The 16,966-nt window shown below is 71.5% G+C and carries 14 protein-coding genes; 3 read left to right on the top strand and 11 right to left on the bottom strand.

Translation table 11 applies throughout. From position 1 onward, the window contains the following. Positions 1-133: 133 nt before the first annotated feature. Positions 134-1,174, bottom strand: a complete 1,041-nt coding sequence (locus ACIQRL_RS19095) for an NAD(P)-dependent alcohol dehydrogenase (RefSeq protein WP_401332672.1) — start codon at positions 1,172-1,174, stop codon at positions 134-136. A gap of 174 nt (positions 1,175-1,348) precedes the next feature. Between ACIQRL_RS19095 and ACIQRL_RS19090 the strand changes: the two genes are divergently transcribed. Continuing rightward, positions 1,349-2,263 carry a helix-turn-helix domain-containing protein gene (locus tag ACIQRL_RS19090; protein ID WP_401332670.1) on the top strand — a complete coding sequence of 305 codons (915 nt, stop codon included), beginning with the start codon at positions 1,349-1,351 and terminating at the stop codon, positions 2,261-2,263. 76 nt (positions 2,264-2,339) lie between these two features. Here ACIQRL_RS19090 and ACIQRL_RS19085 read toward each other — a convergent pair whose 3' ends face one another. From ACIQRL_RS19085 to ACIQRL_RS19065, 5 genes are all read right to left on the bottom strand, one after another. Further along, the gene (locus ACIQRL_RS19085) at positions 2,340-3,110 is read right to left on the bottom strand and encodes a group II truncated hemoglobin (RefSeq protein WP_401332668.1); all 771 of its coding nucleotides are present in this window, start codon (positions 3,108-3,110) and stop codon (positions 2,340-2,342) included. A 112-nt stretch (positions 3,111-3,222) separates the two neighbouring features. Next, the gene (locus tag ACIQRL_RS19080; protein WP_401332666.1) at positions 3,223-3,906 is read right to left on the bottom strand and encodes an ABC transporter ATP-binding protein; all 684 of its coding nucleotides are present in this window, start codon (positions 3,904-3,906) and stop codon (positions 3,223-3,225) included. 41 nt (positions 3,907-3,947) lie between these two features. Further along, positions 3,948-5,417 carry an ABC transporter permease gene (locus ACIQRL_RS19075; protein WP_401332665.1) on the bottom strand — a complete coding sequence of 490 codons (1,470 nt, stop codon included), beginning with the start codon at positions 5,415-5,417 and terminating at the stop codon, positions 3,948-3,950. A gap of 156 nt (positions 5,418-5,573) precedes the next feature. Continuing rightward, entirely contained in the window at positions 5,574-6,827 is a 1,254-nt protein-coding gene (locus tag ACIQRL_RS19070) for an Ig-like domain-containing protein (protein ID WP_401332664.1), read from the bottom strand. 241 nt (positions 6,828-7,068) lie between these two features. Then, the gene (locus ACIQRL_RS19065; RefSeq protein WP_401332662.1) at positions 7,069-7,413 is read right to left on the bottom strand and encodes a hypothetical protein; all 345 of its coding nucleotides are present in this window, start codon (positions 7,411-7,413) and stop codon (positions 7,069-7,071) included. A 110-nt stretch (positions 7,414-7,523) separates the two neighbouring features. Between ACIQRL_RS19065 and ACIQRL_RS19060 the strand changes: the two genes are divergently transcribed. Beyond that, positions 7,524-7,856 carry a hypothetical protein gene (locus ACIQRL_RS19060; RefSeq protein WP_401332660.1) on the top strand — a complete coding sequence of 111 codons (333 nt, stop codon included), beginning with the start codon at positions 7,524-7,526 and terminating at the stop codon, positions 7,854-7,856. 38 nt (positions 7,857-7,894) lie between these two features. Further along, positions 7,895-8,647, top strand: coding sequence for a DUF2625 family protein (locus tag ACIQRL_RS19055; protein WP_401332658.1), 753 nt, complete (start codon positions 7,895-7,897; stop codon positions 8,645-8,647). 334 nt (positions 8,648-8,981) lie between these two features. Here the strand turns inward: ACIQRL_RS19055 and ACIQRL_RS19050 are convergent, their stop codons facing one another. From ACIQRL_RS19050 to ACIQRL_RS19030, 5 genes are all read right to left on the bottom strand, one after another. Beyond that, complete coding sequence (locus ACIQRL_RS19050) at positions 8,982-10,805, bottom strand: DEAD/DEAH box helicase (RefSeq protein ID WP_401332656.1); 1,824 nt, start codon at positions 10,803-10,805, stop codon at positions 8,982-8,984. Between the two features lie 135 nt (positions 10,806-10,940). Continuing rightward, on the bottom strand, positions 10,941-11,144 hold the full coding sequence (locus tag ACIQRL_RS19045; RefSeq protein ID WP_261702157.1) for a cold-shock protein: 204 nt from the start codon (positions 11,142-11,144) through the stop codon (positions 10,941-10,943). Positions 11,145-11,389: 245 nt separating this feature from the next. Then, positions 11,390-12,928: a histidine ammonia-lyase gene (hutH, locus tag ACIQRL_RS19040; RefSeq protein ID WP_401333352.1), complete on the bottom strand. Its 1,539-nt coding sequence runs from the start codon at positions 12,926-12,928 to the stop codon at positions 11,390-11,392. 173 nt (positions 12,929-13,101) lie between these two features. After that, positions 13,102-14,256 carry a diguanylate cyclase domain-containing protein gene (locus tag ACIQRL_RS19035; protein WP_401332654.1) on the bottom strand — a complete coding sequence of 385 codons (1,155 nt, stop codon included), beginning with the start codon at positions 14,254-14,256 and terminating at the stop codon, positions 13,102-13,104. A 352-nt stretch (positions 14,257-14,608) separates the two neighbouring features. Further along, entirely contained in the window at positions 14,609-15,436 is an 828-nt protein-coding gene (locus tag ACIQRL_RS19030; protein WP_401332652.1) for an enoyl-CoA hydratase/isomerase family protein, read from the bottom strand. Positions 15,437-16,966 lie beyond the last annotated feature (1,530 nt).

Genomic DNA, 16,966 nt, shown 5'->3' with positions numbered 1-16,966 from the left:
CCCGAACCCGCCGCCCCGCACCCCCCAGCGCGGTGGGCCGCCCCCCCGGGCCATGCGCGCTGGTCCCCCCGGGGGGCACCCCCCCGGCCCCCCCCCGGGGCCCCCCCCCCCCCCGGCGCCCAGGTGCCACTGGCTAGAGCGTGGCCGTGTCGATCACGAAGCGGTAGCGGACGTCGCTCGCCAGCACCCGCTCGTACGCCTCGTTGATCTCGGACGCGTCGATCAGCTCGATCTCGGCGCCGAAGCCGTGCTCGGCGCAGAAGTCCAGCATCTCCTGGGTCTCCTGGATGCCGCCGATGCCGGAGCCCGCGAGGGTCTTGCGGCCGCCGATCACCGAGAAGAGGTTCAGCCGGACCGGCTCCTCGGGCGCGCCCACGTTCACGAAGGCGCCGTCCGTCCGCAGCAGGGCGAGGTACGCGTCCAGGTCCAGCGGGGCGGAGACGGTGGAAAGGATCAGGTCGAACGTGCCGCGCAGTTCCTTGAAGGTCTCCGGGTCGCTGGTGGCGTAGTAGTGGTCCGCGCCGAGCTTGAGACCGTCGTCCTTCTTGCGCAGCGACTGGGAGAGGACCGTGACCTCGGCGCCCAGCGCGTGGGCGATCTTGACGCCCATGTGGCCGAGACCGCCCATGCCGAGGACGGCGACCTTCTTGCCGGGGCCCGCGTTCCAGTGCTTGAGCGGGCTGTACGTGGTGATGCCGGCGCAGAGCAGCGGCGCGGCCACGTCGAGGGAGATGCCGTCGGGGATGCGCAGGGTGTAGTTCTCGTCGACGACGATCTTCTCGGAGTAGCCGCCGTAGGTGGGCTTGCCGTCCTTGCCGACGGAGTTGTACGTGCCCACGCCGCCGCCGGTGCAGTACTGCTCCAGACCGGCCTTGCAGTTGTCGCACTCGCGGCAGGAGTCGACCAGGCAGCCGACGCCCGCACGGTCGCCGACCTTGAACCTGGTGACGCCGGAACCGACCTCGGAGACGATGCCGGCGATCTCGTGGCCCGGCACCATCGGGAAGGTGGCCTCTCCCCAGCCCTCACGGGCCTGGTGGATGTCGGAGTGGCAGATGCCGGCGAACTTGATGTCGATCAGGACGTCGTGCTCTCCGACCTCGCGACGCTCGATGGTGGTGCGCTCCAGCGGAGCCTTGGCGGCGGGAGCGGCGTACGCAACGACAGTGGTCATGCCGGGGTTCTCCTCGGGAGGGGGGTGGAACGTGCCCGGCTGTCTTCCGTCGGGCACGGCGTTCAGCCTGCCCGATCCCCGAGGATTCACCCAGGTCACGGTTCTGCGTATGTCCGCTGGTCCTACTACTGGCGGGGTCAGGCTTCGCAACGTACGACCGTGAATACTGGACGGATGGATGAACAGCCCTCTGTGGGGCCCGCCGGGGAGGCGGCCCACCCGCTGGACCGGCGCGCCGAGCTCAGCGAGTTCCTGCGCAGCCGCCGCGCCCGGCTGAAGCCGGAGGACGTCGGGATGCCCGACTTCGGGCGGCACCGCCGGGTGCCCGGGCTGCGCCGCGAGGAGCTGGCCCAGCTCGCCGGTGTGTCCGTCGCCTACTACACGCGCCTGGAGCAGGGCAACGGGCGCAATGTGTCGGCGGAGGTGCTGGACTCCATCGCGCGGGCGCTGCGGCTGACGGACGCCGAGCACAACCACCTCACGCACCTCGCGAAGCCCAAGCAGCACAAGAAGAAGCAGGCGGCCCGGCCGCAGCAGGTGCGCGGCGCGCTGCGTCAGCTGCTCGACACGCTCGACGGCGTCCCGGCGTACATCACCGGGCGGCGCTCCGACGTGCTCGCCTGGAACCGGATGGCCGCGGCCGTGTTCGGGGACTGGTCGGAGCTGCCGCCGCAGGAGCGGAACTGGGCGCGGATGGTCTTCCTGAAGCCCGAGTACCGGGACCTGTTCGTGGAGTGGGAGCAGAAGGCGATCGACATCGTGTGCCTGCTGCGCATGGACGCGGGCTGCCATCCCGACGATCCGCGGCTGGCCGCGCTGGTCGGGGAGCTGTCCGTGAAGAGCGAGGACTTCCGGCGGCTGTGGGCGACGCACGACGTGAAGGAGAAGAGCCACGGGGTGAAGCTGCTGCGGCATCCGCTGGTGGGCGACCTCGCGTTGCAGTTCGAGTCGTTCCGGCTGGTCGGCGACACCGAGCTGGCCCTGATCACGTACCACGCGGAGCCGGGGTCGACCTCGTCGGAGGCGCTGCGGCTGCTGGCGTCGTGGGGAACGGACGCGACCCGCGCGGGCACGTCCGCCCCCCAGTGACCGGCGGACCGCCGGCCGCTCCGACAACCACCGATCACAGCTCACGTATCGCCGATCACCGATCACGCCTCACCGGTCAGGGCTGGTAGGGCGGTGCGGCCCCCCAGGTCCACTTCGGTACCGGCTGCTCCGCCGGCGGCTTCGCGTCCGGGCCGGAGTAGTACACGGCCAGCCGCGTGCCCCACTCGGTGTACGCGAGGAAGGCGGAGCGGAACTCGGCGTCGGTGGGCAGACCCGCGTCGTCGGCGGCGTCCTGGAGCAGGTTGACCCAGCGGCGGCGCTGTACCTCGGTGATGCCCTTGCCCAGGTGTTTGGCGACCATGTGACCGTGACCGCCCTGGGTCTCGGAGTACGCCGGCGGTCCGCCGAAGACCTCGCCGAGCCAGAGGGCGACATGAGCGGCGTGCTCGGGGGCGAGGTCCGCGAACACGGGCGCGAGGAGATCGTCCTTGAGGACCTTGTCGTAGAACGCCTCGGTGAGACGGGTGAAGGCCTCGGCGCCGCCCGCCCAGGCGTAGAGCGTGGGCACGGAGGCGCCCCGGCCGCGCACCGACGTCGGCTTGTAGTGGCGCATCTCCTCGATGCTGCCGATGTAGGGGCGGATCTCGGCGAGGAAGTCGGGGAAGAGCTCGGAGGTGCGGAAGCCCTCGACGTGGTCCTGCGTCGAGGTCCAGGTGATCCTCAGGATGAAGTGCTCGAAGTCCTCCTCGCAGCGCGCGAGTTCGTAGTCGACGCACTGCGGGGCCGCGGCGAGCTGGACGGCGGCCCGGGTGTAGGCGGCCAGGAACTCGGCCGACTGGTGCTCGGGAATCCGGTACCGGATGTATTCGACTGTCGAAACGGTCATGTCCCCACACAAACACGAACGGCCACCGGAAGCCCTGTTTCCGGTGGCCCGTTCGCTGCGGGCTCACTTCCCCCGCCGTGTACCGGGGACCGAGGTCGTCGGCCCCTCCCCGCTAGGCGCCCGCGTTCTCCTTGACGGTGATCTTTCCCTTGCGGATCGTCGCGACCCGTGGGGCCTTCTTCGCGATCGAGGAGTCGTGCGTGACCATGATGAAGGTGAGCCCGTGCTCCTTCCACATGGCTTCGAGTACGTCCATGATCTCGTCGCGCATGGACTCGTCGAGGTTTCCGGTGGGCTCGTCGGCGAGCAGCACCTTGGGCTGCTTGACCAGGGCGCGCGCGATCGCCACCCGCTGCTGCTGACCGCCCGACAGCTCGGCGGGCAGGTGTCCGAGCCGCTCGGCGAGCCCCACGGACTCCAGTGCGGCGGCGGCCCGTTCACGCCGTTCCTTCGCCTTCACGCGGAGGGGTACGAGCGCGGTCTCCACGTTCTCCTGGGCGGTGAGCGTGGGGATCAGGTTGAAGCTCTGGAAGACGAAGCCGATGTTCTCGCTGCGGACCTTGGTGAGTCTCCCCTCGGACAGCTTCGCCATGTCGGTGCCGTCGAGTTCGACACTGCCCAGGGTGGGACGGTCGAGCCCGCCCAGCATCTGGAGCAGGGTGGACTTGCCGCCGCCGGTCGGGCCCTGGATGACGAGCCGGTCGCCGTCCGCGATCGTCAGGTCGACTCCGTCGAGCGCGTTGATCGTTTCCTTGCCCCGCTGGTAGCGCTTGGTGACGCCTCTGAGTTCGTACATGGTGCAACTCCTGGGATACGTAAGTACGTAAGGGGCGGGGCTTATTCGACGCGGCGCAGGGCGTCCGCGGGACGCAGCCTGGAGGCGCGCCAGCCGCCGAAGGCGCCGGCGATCAGACCGCCGGCGACGGCCAGGGCGACCGCGACGGCGATGATGTCGACGCTCACGGGCGCGGTGAGTGCCACGTCGAGGGCCTTGGAGGCGGTCTGCCGCCCCGGGCCGCCGAAGCCGCCCCCGCCGCCTCCGAATCCGCCACCGCCGCCCCGGCCGCCGCCCGTGCTCCCGAGCTGCGCCTGGAGGGTGGGGCTGATCTCGGTGACGACGTAGGCGCCGGCGAGGCCGAGCGCGATACCGAGGGCGCCGCCGACCAGGCCGTTGACGATGGCCTCGCCGACCACCTGGCGGGTCACCCGGCTCGACGTCCAGCCGAGCGCCTTGAGGGTGCCGAACTCGCGCACCCGGCGCGAGACCGCGGAGGAGGTGAGCAGACCGGCGACCAGGAACGCGGCCACGAGCACCGCGATCGACAGCCACTTGCCCACGTTCGAGGCGAGGTTGGAGGCCGTGGAGAGGGAGCCGGAGACGGTGCTCGCGAGGTCCGCGGAGGTGGTGACCGTCGTACCCGAGATGTTCTTCTGGATGGTGCCCTTGACGCCGGAGATCTGCTGCGAGTCCGACGCCTTGACGTAGATCGTGGTGACCTTGTTCTTGGAGCCGCTGAGCGTCTGCGCCTGCTGGAGCGGGATGTAGAGGTTGGCCGCCGCGTCACCGCTGTCGGGCGTCGCGATGCCGACGATCTTGTACGTGACGCTCTTGATGGTGACGGTGCCACCGAGCTTGAGCTTTTTCTCCTTGGCGTACGACGTGTCCGCGACGACGACCTTGGCGTTCGTCTCGGAGGTCTTGAACGTACGACCGCTGGTGATCTTCGACGAAGTCAGCGGGCCCAGAGCGGGCTTGGTGACGTCGGTGCCGTAGACCGAGTAGTTGTTGACGTCGAAGTTGGCGCCGCCGCCCTTGACGGTGCCCTGCGGCGAGGGCTGGGCGCCGCCACGACCGCGCTGCCCGCTGCCGCTGCCGGGGTTCTGCTGGAACTGGCCGCGGGTGAACTGGCCGTTGATCCGGATGACTTGGAGGCTCAGTCCGCCGACGGCGTCCGCGACGCCCTTCTGGGAGTCGACCTTGGCGACGGTGGAGGAGGCCAGGGTCTGGAAGCCCTGGACCAGGACGCGGTCGCTGCTCTGCTCCTTGTCGGAACCGTTGTCGTTCGCGTCGAAGTTGAAGCGCGGGCGCTGGCTGGTGCTGGTGGCCGGCGCCGCGGCCTTGGTGACGGTCATGTCGGTCCCCAGCCCGTACAGCGACTGGAGGACCTTGCCCTGGGCCGTCTGCATGCCCGAGGACACCGAGCTGACCACGATGACCAGGGCGATGCCCAGGGCGAGCCCGGAGGCGACGACGAGGGCCGCCTTTCTGCGGCGGCGCAGTTCGCGCCTCAGGTAGGTGAAGAACATGGCCGCAAGCTAGGTACAGGATGTGATGAAGGCATAAGGCCGAAATAAGAGAAGGATGAGAAGGCTGTGGCCGGGCCCAGAAATCTTTGAGAAACGCCGATGCGGCGGCGGCCCGTGGGGGCCGCCGCCGCATCGGCGTCAGGTACTGCCTCGGTCTCAGACGGCCGAACCGGCCTTCCAGGCCGCCCAGTTCAGGTTCCAGCCGTTGAGGCCGTTGTCCGGGGCGATGGCCTTGTCGCCGGTGTTCTTGACGACCACGACGTCACCGACCAGCGAGTTGTTGAAGAACCACGCGGCGGGCGTGTTGGGGTCGTTGGCGCCCTTGGTGTCGGACAGGCCCACACAGCCGTGACTGGTGTTGACGGAGCCGAAGACGGACTTCGCGCCCCAGTAGTTGCCGTGGATGAAGGTGCCGGAGTTCGACAGACGCATCGCGTGCGGCACGTCCTTGATGTCGTACTCGCCCTTGCCGTCGTTCTTCTTGAAGCCGACCGTCGAGCCGTCCATCCGGGTCTCCTTGAACTTCTCGGAGATCACCATCTGGCCCTGGTACGTCGTGTGGTCCGGGGCACCCGCGGAGATCGGGATGGTCTTGACGACCTTGCCGTTCTGGGTGACCTTCATCGTCTTCGTCTGGGCGTCGACGATGGAGACCTGGTTGCGGCCGATCTTGAAGGTGACCGTCTTCTGCTGCACGCCGTAGACACCGCTCGCGCCCTGGACCCCGTCCAGGTTCAGCTTGAGGGTGACGGTGGAGCCGCCGGTCCAGTAGTTCTCGGGCCGGAAGTCCAGGCGGTTGGCGTTGAACCAGTGTCCGACGACCTCCTGGCCGCTGCTGGAGGAGACGGTGATCCCCTTCTGCACGGCGGCCTTGTTGGTGATCGCCTTGTCGAAGTTGATCGAGACCGGCATGCCGACGCCGACGGTGGAGCCGTCCTCCGGCGTGAAGTTGCCGATGAAGCTGTTGGCCGGGGAGACCGTGGTGAACGACGCGTTCTCGTTGGCCGTGCGGCCCGCGGAGTCGGCGGCCACCGCGGCGATCTTGTACGTGGTGGCGCGGGCCAGCTTGTCGAGGGGCTTCCAGCTCTTCTTGTCCGGCGATATCTGACCGGCCACGGGGGTTCCGGTGGCGGTCTTCATCGTGACGGACGTGAGCGAGCCCTTGCTGACCGTGACAGCGGTGCCGTTGTTGATCGAGGCGTTGTCGGAACCGTCCGCGGGCGTGATCTTGATCAGGGCCTCGGAGGTCTTCTTGGCTGCCGCCTCGTCGACCTTGGCCTGCGACGTGGGGTCGCCGCCGTCCGACGCGTTGGCCTTGCCTCCGCCTCCGCTGCACGCAGAGAGCACCAGCACCCCGCCGAGCAGTGCGGACGCGGTCATCAGACGCTTGCGCCGCTTACTGTCCGTCATCACACGCTTCTCCATCGTTGCCGAATCCCGAAAGAACCACGGGAGCCCCGTAAGTACAGTGAACGCCGCAACCGGTTCGCCCCGTTCCGCATCGTGCGGAAGTGTGGTCCACGCCACGTTCGCCGTGTTCGGACCCATGGGCCGAACTACCGAAGTGGTGCGGGGGTTGCCGGTGCGTCACCGGGGACGGGGAACCCCGGACGGCGACGGCCGGCCGGGGTCACACGCTTCCCGAACCGCGTCAGCCGCGCACGTCTTCCTCGTCGTCCTCGTCAGCATCATCCTCGTCGATGTCCCAATCCGGCGAATCGGGATCGTAGTCAATGGGCTCGCTGCTCCACGAAGCCTGGGCGAGCTCGATCCCGGGCACCTCGCTGACCAGGTCGAACGGGTCCACGAGATAGGCCAGAGCCTCAGCCGTGTCTTCCGTCACTGCGCCCTCGGCGTGCGACCGTTCGTCGGCCGGCATGTCCGTGTCGTCGCCGATCCGGCGCAGCGCGGCCTTGGTGACGGCGTCGGCGTCATCGATTTCCAGCACGAGTTCGACACGAAGCCGGACAAACTGTGAAGTCTCAGGGGTACTCATGGGAGGGAGCGTACGGCCCTTGGGATGCGCGACTTTCCCACGACCCGCGCCTTTCATTAGCATCGCCCCACACGGCCAATTCGCAAGCGCCACAAGGGGATCGATATTTCGTGTCCGCCGCACGTCGATCGTTGCTGACCGCCACCGCAGCGGGGACCCTCCTGGGTGCCCTGTGGTTCGTCCCGTCCGCCAACGCGACCCAGGACGTTCCCACTCCGAGCGCGACGGCACCGTCGTCCGCACCGAGCGTCACCACCGTGACACGGAACTCGACGGAGTCGGAATCCGGGCCGCGCACACTGTCGGGCGACGACGGGACCCGGCTCGCCGACACCGGCGCCGTGGACACGACGCCGTATCTCGTCGGCGGCACGCTCTTCCTCGGCCTGGGCGCCGGATTCGTGACGTATTCCGTGCGCCGTGAGCGCATGATTGCCTACTGAGCGCATCGACCGCGCTCCGGACACCCCCCAGGGAAGCCATGCGAGAGCTGAGCGAGCTGACCGACGTCGAGGAACCGGCCTGGCCACTGTTGTCGAAGGCGCTCGCCGCCAGCGGCGTGTCCATGGAGGTACCGCCGGTCGACCCCGGTCTGGGCCGCGCGAGCCTGCACCAACTGCAGATCACCGCGCGGTCCTGGCTCGGCGGGATGGTGCTCAACTGCGGCGGCCTGGTGCTGGACAGCGGCTGGGTGCGGATCTACGGCAGTCCGGGCGAGGACCTGCCGGCCGGGGTGCCGGACGGTACGACGGACCTTCCCTCGCTGGCCGAGGTCAACGGATTCCCCGAGCGGTTCGACCCGGACTGGCGCCCGCGGGACGGCGGACTCGTCGTCGGCCACGACGTGCTGGGCGGGGTGTTCGTCCTCAACGGCGCCGACCCGGAGTCCGTGGGGCGTCCGGGACACCCCGGCGAGATCGTGTACTTCGCGCCGGACTCACTGAAGTGGGAGGCGCTCGAAGTGGGCCACGGGGCGTGGCTCCAGTGGCTCCTCAGTGAGGGCACGGACCAGTTCTACGACACCCTGCGCTGGCCCGGCTGGCGGGCGGAGTCCGGGCCGCTGACGGGCACGCAGGGACTGTCCGTGATGCCGTTCCTGTGGTCGGCGGAGGCACGGCGCGACCTGATGTCGACGAGCCGCCGCGCGGTGCCGCTGGCCGAACTCCTCAGCCTGCACCGGGACTTCGCCCTCAAGCTGGACGGCGTGGATCCGGGTTTCCTCGGCGAGGTCTGAACCCCCGCTGCACACAGCCCGGTTGCCGGGCGCGGCATGAACTCCGCGACCGCGACCGCGAGCCATAGCCGACCGGTCATGTTCGGTCGCAAAAGGTCGCGGCCAGTTATGAAAGGTCACGTCCGGTCATGACGAGCGGCCGCCGGGGCCGCAGGCCGGGCACGCGCAGAAGGCCAGGTACACCCCGGAGGCCAGGTACACCCCAGAGGCCGGGCACGCGGCGGAGACCGGGCATGCCGCGGAGGCCGTGCACGCCGCGGAGGCCGTGCACGCCGCGGCCCCGCGCCCCGGAGGGGGCACGGGGCCGCGGCGAAGCCTAGCGGATCCGATCCGGTCAGGCGGCCCTGCGGCCGCCACCGCCCTGGCCGCCGCTCTGACCACCACGCTGAGGAGCACGCCCGCGACCGCCGGAGCGACCTGCACCCGCGCCGCCACCGGCCTCGGTACGACGCCCGGCGCCACCACCGGTCTCCGTACGACGCCCGGCGCCACCGGCCTCCGTACGACGGCCCGCGCCGCCGCCGGATTCCGTACGCCGGCCCGCGGATCCCGCTCCGCCCGTCTCCGTACGACGGCCCGCGGAAGTTCCGCCGGCGCTCGTGCGGCGTCCGGTGGCCGTGCCACCCGTCGCGCCGCCGGTGCCCGGACGCCCGCCGCGCTGCCGGCCGCCCTGGCCGTCCGACCCGGCACCCGCGCGCCCGGCGGTGCCGCCGCCGGCGACCGACGGCCGCCTGGCCCCGCCCCCGGTGGGGGCACGACGCGCCTTGGGCCGCTGCTTGGGCTGTTCGGCCTGCTGCGGGACCTCGATGACGACCGGGACGCCCGAGGGCTCGCGGGCGCCGGTGAGGCGGGCGAGCTCCTCGTCGCTGGACTTGACGCGGGCCGTGCGCGGCGTGATGCCGGCATCGGCCATCAGGCGCGTCATCTCACGCTTCTGCTCGGGGAGCACGAGGGTGACGACGCTGCCGGACTCTCCGGCGCGGGCGGTACGGCCGCCGCGGTGGAGGTAGTCCTTGTGGTCGGTCGGCGGATCGACGTTGACGACGAGGTCGAGGTCGTCGATGTGGATGCCGCGGGCCGCCACGTTGGTGGCGACGAGCGCGGTGACCTGACCGTTCTTGAACTGGTCGAGGGTGCGGTTGCGCTGCGGCTGGCTGCGCCCGCCGTGCAGGGCGGAGGCCCGGACACCGCTGGCGAGCAGCCGCTTGGTGAAGCGGTCGGCGCCACGCTTGGTGTCGACGAAGAGGATCACCCGGCCGTCGCGGGCGGCGATCCGCGTGGCGACCGCCTTCTTGTCGGTCTCGTCGGCGACGTGCAGCACGTGGTGCTCCATGGTCGTCACCGCGCCCGCGGACGGGTCGACGGAGTGCACCACGGGGTCGGTGAGGAACATCTTGACGAGTTTGTCGATGTTCTTGTCGAGCGTGGCCGAGAAGAGCAGCCGCTGGCCGCCCGGCTCGACCTGCTTGAGGAGCGCGGTGACCTGCGGCATGAAGCCCATGTCGGCCATCTGGTCGGCCTCGTCCAGCACGGTGATCGCGACCTGGCCGAGGGCGCAGTCGCCCCGCTCGATGAGGTCCTTCAGCCGCCCGGGGGTGGCCACGAGCACCTCGACGCCGCGCCGCAGCGTGCCGGACTGACGGCCGATCGACATCCCGCCGACGGCCGTGGCCACGCGCAGGTTGACCGCGGTGGCGTACGGGGTGATCGCGTCGTCGACCTGCTGGGCGAGTTCACGCGTGGGGACGAGGACGAGGGCGAGCGGGTTCTTCGGCTCGGCACGGCGGCCCGCCGTGCGGGCGAGGAGCGCGAGGCCGAAGGCGAGCGTCTTGCCGGAGCCGGTACGTCCCCGGCCGAGCACATCGCGCCCGGCGAGGGAGTTGGGCAGCGTGGCGCCCTGGATCGGGAAGGGATCGGTGACACCCTGGGCCGCGAGGGTCTTCGTCAGGGCCGCCGGCATGTCCAGCGCGTCGAAGGACTCGACGGCGGGCAGCGCCGGGGTGACGGTCTCGGGCAGGGAGAACTCCTGCGGCGGCGTTACCTTGCGCGGGGCGCCACCGCGGCCCGCGCCGCGACCTGCGCTCTTCGCGGAGCCGCTGGTCTGTGCGGCGCGTGCGTTTGCCGGCCGCTTACGGACGGGACGTTCGGATCGAGTCATGCTGGATCTGGATTTCCTTCCTGGGCCCCACGGACTGCACACACAGCGCTCACCGACTGCATGAGCTGTCACAGCGCTGAGCCGGGACCCGCACCCGAAGGGGCGGGACCCGGCTCTGGAAAAGCGCGCCTCGAACTAGGCGGGGAGGATGTTCTCCGCCTGCAGGCCCTTCTGGCCCTGCGTGACCTCGAAGGAGACCTTCTGGCCCTCGACGAGCTCACGGAAGCCGGAGCTGGCGATGTTCGAGTAGTGGGCGAAGACGTCGGGGCCGCCGCCGTCCTGCTCGATGAAGCCGAAGCCCTTTTCCGAGTTGAACCACTTCACGGTGCCAGTAGCCATGTTGTTCTCCTGAACAGGTAGTGGGCCCCCATCCGGAGATGCACCGGGTAATGCCGGAGATGCCGGTAAAACAAAACGCGCCTGCGGAGGATTCCGATCAGGCGCACAAAGTAAATGGGTACCAAAAACGTATCAATGAGACAGTAGCACACGCCGGGGCGAGGGTGCGAGGCGAGATACGTGGGCCGGGACACACCCGGCCCACGTACGACGGAACGCCGTCGGCGCAGCCGCTGGGACCTGTCCTAGGCGAGCGGGCCGGTCACCGGCTCCACCGCGGCCACCACGCCGCCGGCGCGCACGAACGCGTCCGCGGCAGCCAGGTCGGGGGAGAGGAAGCGGTCCGGGCCGGGGCCCTGGACGCCGGCCGCGCGCACGGCGCCGATGACCGCCCGCGACGCCGGGGCCGGGGTCAGGCCCTCACGCAGCTCGATCGCGCGCGTGGCGGCGTACAGCTCGATCGCCACGATGCGGGTCAGGTTGTCCACGGAGGTGCGCAGCTTGCGCGCGGCGGACCAGCCCATGGAGACGTGGTCCTCCTGCATGGCGGAGGAGGGGATGGAGTCCGCGGACGCCGGTACGGCCAGCCGCTTCATCTCGCTCACCAGCGCGGCCTGCGTGTACTGGGCGATCATCAGGCCCGAGTCGACGCCGGCGTCGTCCGCGAGGAACGGCGGCAGGCCGTGCGAACGGTTCTTGTCGAGCAGCCGGTCGGTACGGCGCTCGGCGATCGAGCCGAGGTCGGCGGCGGCGATGGCCAGGAAGTCGAGCACGTAGGCGACCGGGGCGCCGTGGAAGTTGCCGTTCGACTCGACCCGACCGTCGGGGAGCACGACCGGGTTGTCGACGGCGGAGGCCAGCTCGCGCTCGGCGACCGTGCGGGCGTGCGCGAGGGTGTCCCGGCCGGCGCCGGCGACCTGCGGGGCGCAGCGCACGGAGTAGGCGTCCTGGACGCGCGGGGCGTCGTCCTGGTGGTGGCCGGTGAGTTCCGAACCCTTCAGCACGGCCAGCATGTTGGCGGCGCTGGCACCCTGGCCGGGGTGCGGGCGGATGGCGTGCAGCTCGGGGGCGAGGACCTTGTCCGTGCCGAGCAGGGCTTCGAGGGAGAGCGCGGCGGAGACGTCGGCCGACTTGTACAGCATCTCCAGGTCGGCGAGGGCCATGACCAGCATGCCGAGCATGCCGTCGGTGCCGTTGAGGAGGGCGAGGCCCTCCTTCTCGCGCAGTTCGACCGGGGTGATCCCGGCCTCGGCGAGCAGCTCGCCCGCGGGCCGCACGACTCCGTCGGGACCCTCGGCGTCGCCCTCGCCCATCAGGGTCAGGGCGCAGTGGGACAGCGGCGCCAGGTCGCCGGAGCAGCCGAGCGAACCGTACTCGTGGACGACCGGGGTGATGCCCGCGTTCAGGATGTCCGCCATGGTCTGCGCGACCTCGGGCCGCACACCGGTGTGCCCGGAGCAGACGGTCTTGAGCCGCAGGAACATCAGCGCGCGGACGACCTCGCGCTCGACGCGGGGGCCCATGCCGGCGGCGTGCGAGCGGACGATGTTGCGCTGGAGCTGGGCGCGCAGTTCCGGGCTGATGTGCCGGCTCGCCAGGGCGCCGAAGCCGGTGGAGACGCCGTAGACGGGCTCCGGCTTCGCGGCCAGCGCGTCCACGATCTCGCGGGCCGCGGCGAGAGCCGCCACCGCCTCACCGGAGAGCTCGATCCGGGCGCCTTCGCGCGCCACGGCGAGAACGTCGGACGCGGTCACTCCGGACGTCCCCACCACCACAGTGTGCATATCCATATTCAGGAGCGTACGCAGTGAATTCGATGATGTCACTAGCGGGTGGCCGGTTGGCCCCTTACCCCGGCGTACGTCACAGCGGCCGCCCGCCCCGGGTCACGGAAGGGCTCCGGTCACCGGCGAGTCCGCTCCCGTCGCCATCCCGTACGGGGCCGGTCGTGCCGTCATCACGCAGGGGGCCGGTCGTGCCGACCGCGGAACCTGCGGCGTTCGCCGGCCGTGGGCGACGGCGCGTCGGCGAGGCGCACGACGGGATCGTCGGGGCCCTCGCGCCCGGCGACCACGGGCTTCGCGGCGCGGACGGCCTTCGCGCGGTACTGGGCCGCGTCCGCCAGCCGGAACAGCCGGCGCGCCGACCGTACGGGCCCGATCGGGTCCTCGGTCGAGGCGACCCCGCACGCCACCCCCTCCCCGAACTCCAACTCGGCCGCGCGGCGGCAGAGTTCGTCGGCGACACGGACCACGTCGTCCGCCGGCGGCCCCACCGCCAGCAGACAGAACTCGTCGCCGCCGAGCCGCGCGGCGAGGGTGCCCGGGAGCATGGCCCCGCACAACGAGAGCACCGACCCGAACCGTTCGAGGAGCCGGTCGCCGACGGCGTGTCCCCGGGTGTCGTTGACGCGCTTGAGCCCGTTGAGGTCGCAGACGACGAGACTGACCGCGACCCCGTCCTCCTTGTGCTGCTCGACGGCCTCGTCGAGACGTACGTCCACGGCCCGGCGGTTGGCGAGTCCGGTCAGGGCGTCGGTGTAGGCGAGGCGCCGGGCCTCCTCCAGGCGCTCGGTCTGGGCGATCCCGGCGGCGACGACGGAGGCGAGGACGGTCGCGAAGTCGGCGTCGGCCCGGCCGAAGACGGGGGCGCCGGCCGGACGGGCCACGTAGAGCTCGCCCCAGGCCCGTCCGTGCAGCACGATCGGCGCCACGACGCAGCAGCCGCGCCCGCGTCTGCGCAGCGCGGCGACCCGCTGGTGGCAGTACCCGGCGGGACCGGCCGCCGGGCCGTCGGCGGTCTCGACCCAGGCGTTGGGCTCACCGCCGCCCGCCCACCGCTCGTGCAGGAACTCGGTGATCTCCGGGAACTGGTGCACCGGGTAGGCCTCCCCGTCCGGGAACTCGTCCTCGTCCGGGGCGCGGTCGCCCACGTTGGCGAGCACCCGCAGCCGGCCGAGTTCGCGCTCCCACACGGAGAGCGCGGCGAAGCTCCCGGCGAGCGCGTGACACGCGCCGAGCGCCGCGGCCCGCCACGACTCCCGCGGGGTGTGCGCCGCCGCCATCCCCTGCGCCAGCGTCACCACGGCCCTCAGCCGACTGTCCTCACCCATCACCCCAGGCTAGGGATATTTGCGCACATTCGGGATATTGGCGGAGCGAACAGGGGTCGGGGTCGTACGGCCCTGACGGGAAGGCGGACCGCCGGGCGAACCGGCGAACGGGCCGGGGATCGAACCCGGGAAGGGGCCGGGGATCGAACCCGGGAACGGGCCGGGGATCGAACCCGGGAACGGGCCGGGGATCGAACCCGGGATCGGATCTGGAAGCGGGCTGGGAAGCGGACCCCGAGCGGATCTGGACGCGGACCCGGAAGCGGACCGCGGAGCGGATCTGGGAGCGGACCTGGAGGCGGCTGATCCTCGGCTGCTGCCCGGCTACTCGCCCCCAGCTACTCGACCCCGGCTACTCCCCCGGCCACTCCGGCTTGCGCTTCTCGTTGAACGCGGCGACCCCCTCGGCCCGGTCCCCGGAAAAGGCGACGGACCGCCAGGCCGCGTCCTCCACCTCAAGCCCGGCACGCAGATCGAGTCCGTGCCCCAGCCGCAGGGCACGCTTGGCCGCACGCAGCCCGACCGGGGAATTCGCGGCGATACGGGCCGCCAGGGCGAGCGCATCCGCCCTGTCCCGCCCCGCCTCCACCAGCTCGTCCACCAGCCCCAGCTCCCGCGCCTCGGCCGCCTCCAGCCGCCGTGCCGAGAAGATGAGCTCGGCCGCGCGCGCGGCACCGACCCGGCGCGGCAGGAGCTGCGTACCGCCGCCTCCGGGGATCACGCCGACGGACACCTCGGGCAGTCCGACGACCGCCGTACGGTCGGCCACGATCAGGTCGCAGGACAGCGCGAGCTCGAACCCGCCGCCCAGCGCGAAGCCGTGAACAGCGGCGACGGTCGGCATCGGCAGCTCCAGGACGCCGGTGTACGCGGCCCGCGCGACCGGCCGCTGCCGCACCAGCTCGGCATCGGTGAAGGAGTTGCGCTCCTTCAGGTCGGCGCCGACGCAGAACGCGCGCTCGTGGGTGGAGGTGAGCACGACCACGCGTACGTCCCGGTCGGCGGCGAGGGCGTCGCAGGCGCCGGCGATCGAACGCGCCATGTCCGTGGACACGGCGTTCATGGCCTTGGGCCGGTCGAGGACGAGCTCGGCGACATGCCCGTGCCGCCGTACGGCGACGAACTCCCCGAACCTCCGCTCGTCCGGCTCCGTCCCCTGGTCCGCCCCTTGCTGCGCCATGACACCCTCCCGGTTAACGCGGGTTAACAATCGACGCTCCGATCATCGCAGCCGGGGCCGTCCGGCGAAACCCGCCCCCTCGTGCCGTACCTCCTCGTTCGAGTGACATCCCGCCCAAATTCGTTTCTCCGCCCTCAGACCGCGCATAACCTGCGCACCGCCGCAGCGCATTCGGGACACCGGCACACCGGGGAGGGACAACCATGACGAACCGCGAAACACCGCAGGCCACCAGTACCCGGCCGGGCCCGCGACACATGCTCACGCGACCGCCGGCCCCGAGGCCGTCCGAGGCCTGCGCGCCCGACACCTCGCCGGGCTGCCCGCCCCCGGCCGGAACTGCGACGCCGTCGCGTCCGGCACCGCCCCGCTCCACGGCGGTAGGCCCCCAGCGCTCCGGCTCCCGGACGACCGAGACCTCGCCGGCAGGTGCCGTCCCGGCCGACCACCGATGGATCCGCGTCACGCCGCTCAACCGGGCGATGTCCGCCCCCACGCCGCTCAGCACCACCGCGGTGGACGCGCCCACCGTGAGAACGCCCACCGTCCGGACGGACACCACCCAGGCCACCAGCCCGAGGAACGACGCGCAGGCGGCGGCGACCGCGACGGCGGGCAGCGCAACGGCCCCGGCGGCCGGAGCCGCCACCGGAGCCGGGCGGCCGCCGGGCGTCGCCGCGGCGACGCCCGAGACCCGTTCCACACCGGCCGTCGGCACCAGTGCTGGTGCCGGTACCGCTGCTGGTGCTGGTGCCCGTACCGATGCTGGTGCCGATGCCGCGACCGTCGGCCCCGCGACGGCGGGCCGCATCGGCGCGCAGGCCATGGCCCCGCGCCCCACCCCCGCGGCCGGCACGGGCAAGGCCCGGCCCACGGACGTCGGCGGCGCTCGGACCAGCGCCCCGGGCACACGGGACACGGCGGCCGGAGCCGCAACGCCCGGCTCGGGAGTGGCCGGCTCCGTGAACACCGGGGCCGGCCAGGCCAGGGCCGCGAAGGTCTGGGCCACCTCGCCCGGCGGCCCGACGACCGGCACACGAGCACAAGCGACCGGGTCCGCGGCCGGGACGAAGGAAAGCAGGACCGGAACGGCGCCCAGCACTTCGTCGCCGACGCCGGAACCCAAGGCCACGTCGAGCACGCGAGCACAGCGGACCGGGGCAGCGGCGGACACACGGGTACGAGACGCCCGGACCGCAGCAGGCACACCGGCGCCCCAGACCCGCACCGCGACGGACACGCGCGCACAGCGGACCGAGACTCCGATGGACACACGGGCAGAGCAGGTCAGGGTCCCGGCGGACACACAGGTACGAGACGCCCGGACCACAGCAGACACACCGGCGCCCCAGACCCGCACCGCGACGGACACGCGCGCACAGCGGACCGAGACTCCGGTCGACACACGGGCAGAGCAGGTCAGGGTCCCGGCGAACACACGGGTACGAGACGCCCGGACCGCAGCAGGCACACCGGCGCCCCAGACCCGCACCGCGACGGACACGCGCGCACAGCGGACCGAGACTCCGG

It is taken from the genome of Streptomyces sp. NPDC091209, from assembly GCF_044757755.1.
Taxonomy (GTDB): Bacteria; Actinomycetota; Actinomycetes; order Streptomycetales; family Streptomycetaceae; genus Streptomyces.
Note: the sequence above shows the minus strand (reverse complement) of the source record. Positions and strands in the feature narration are given on the sequence as shown.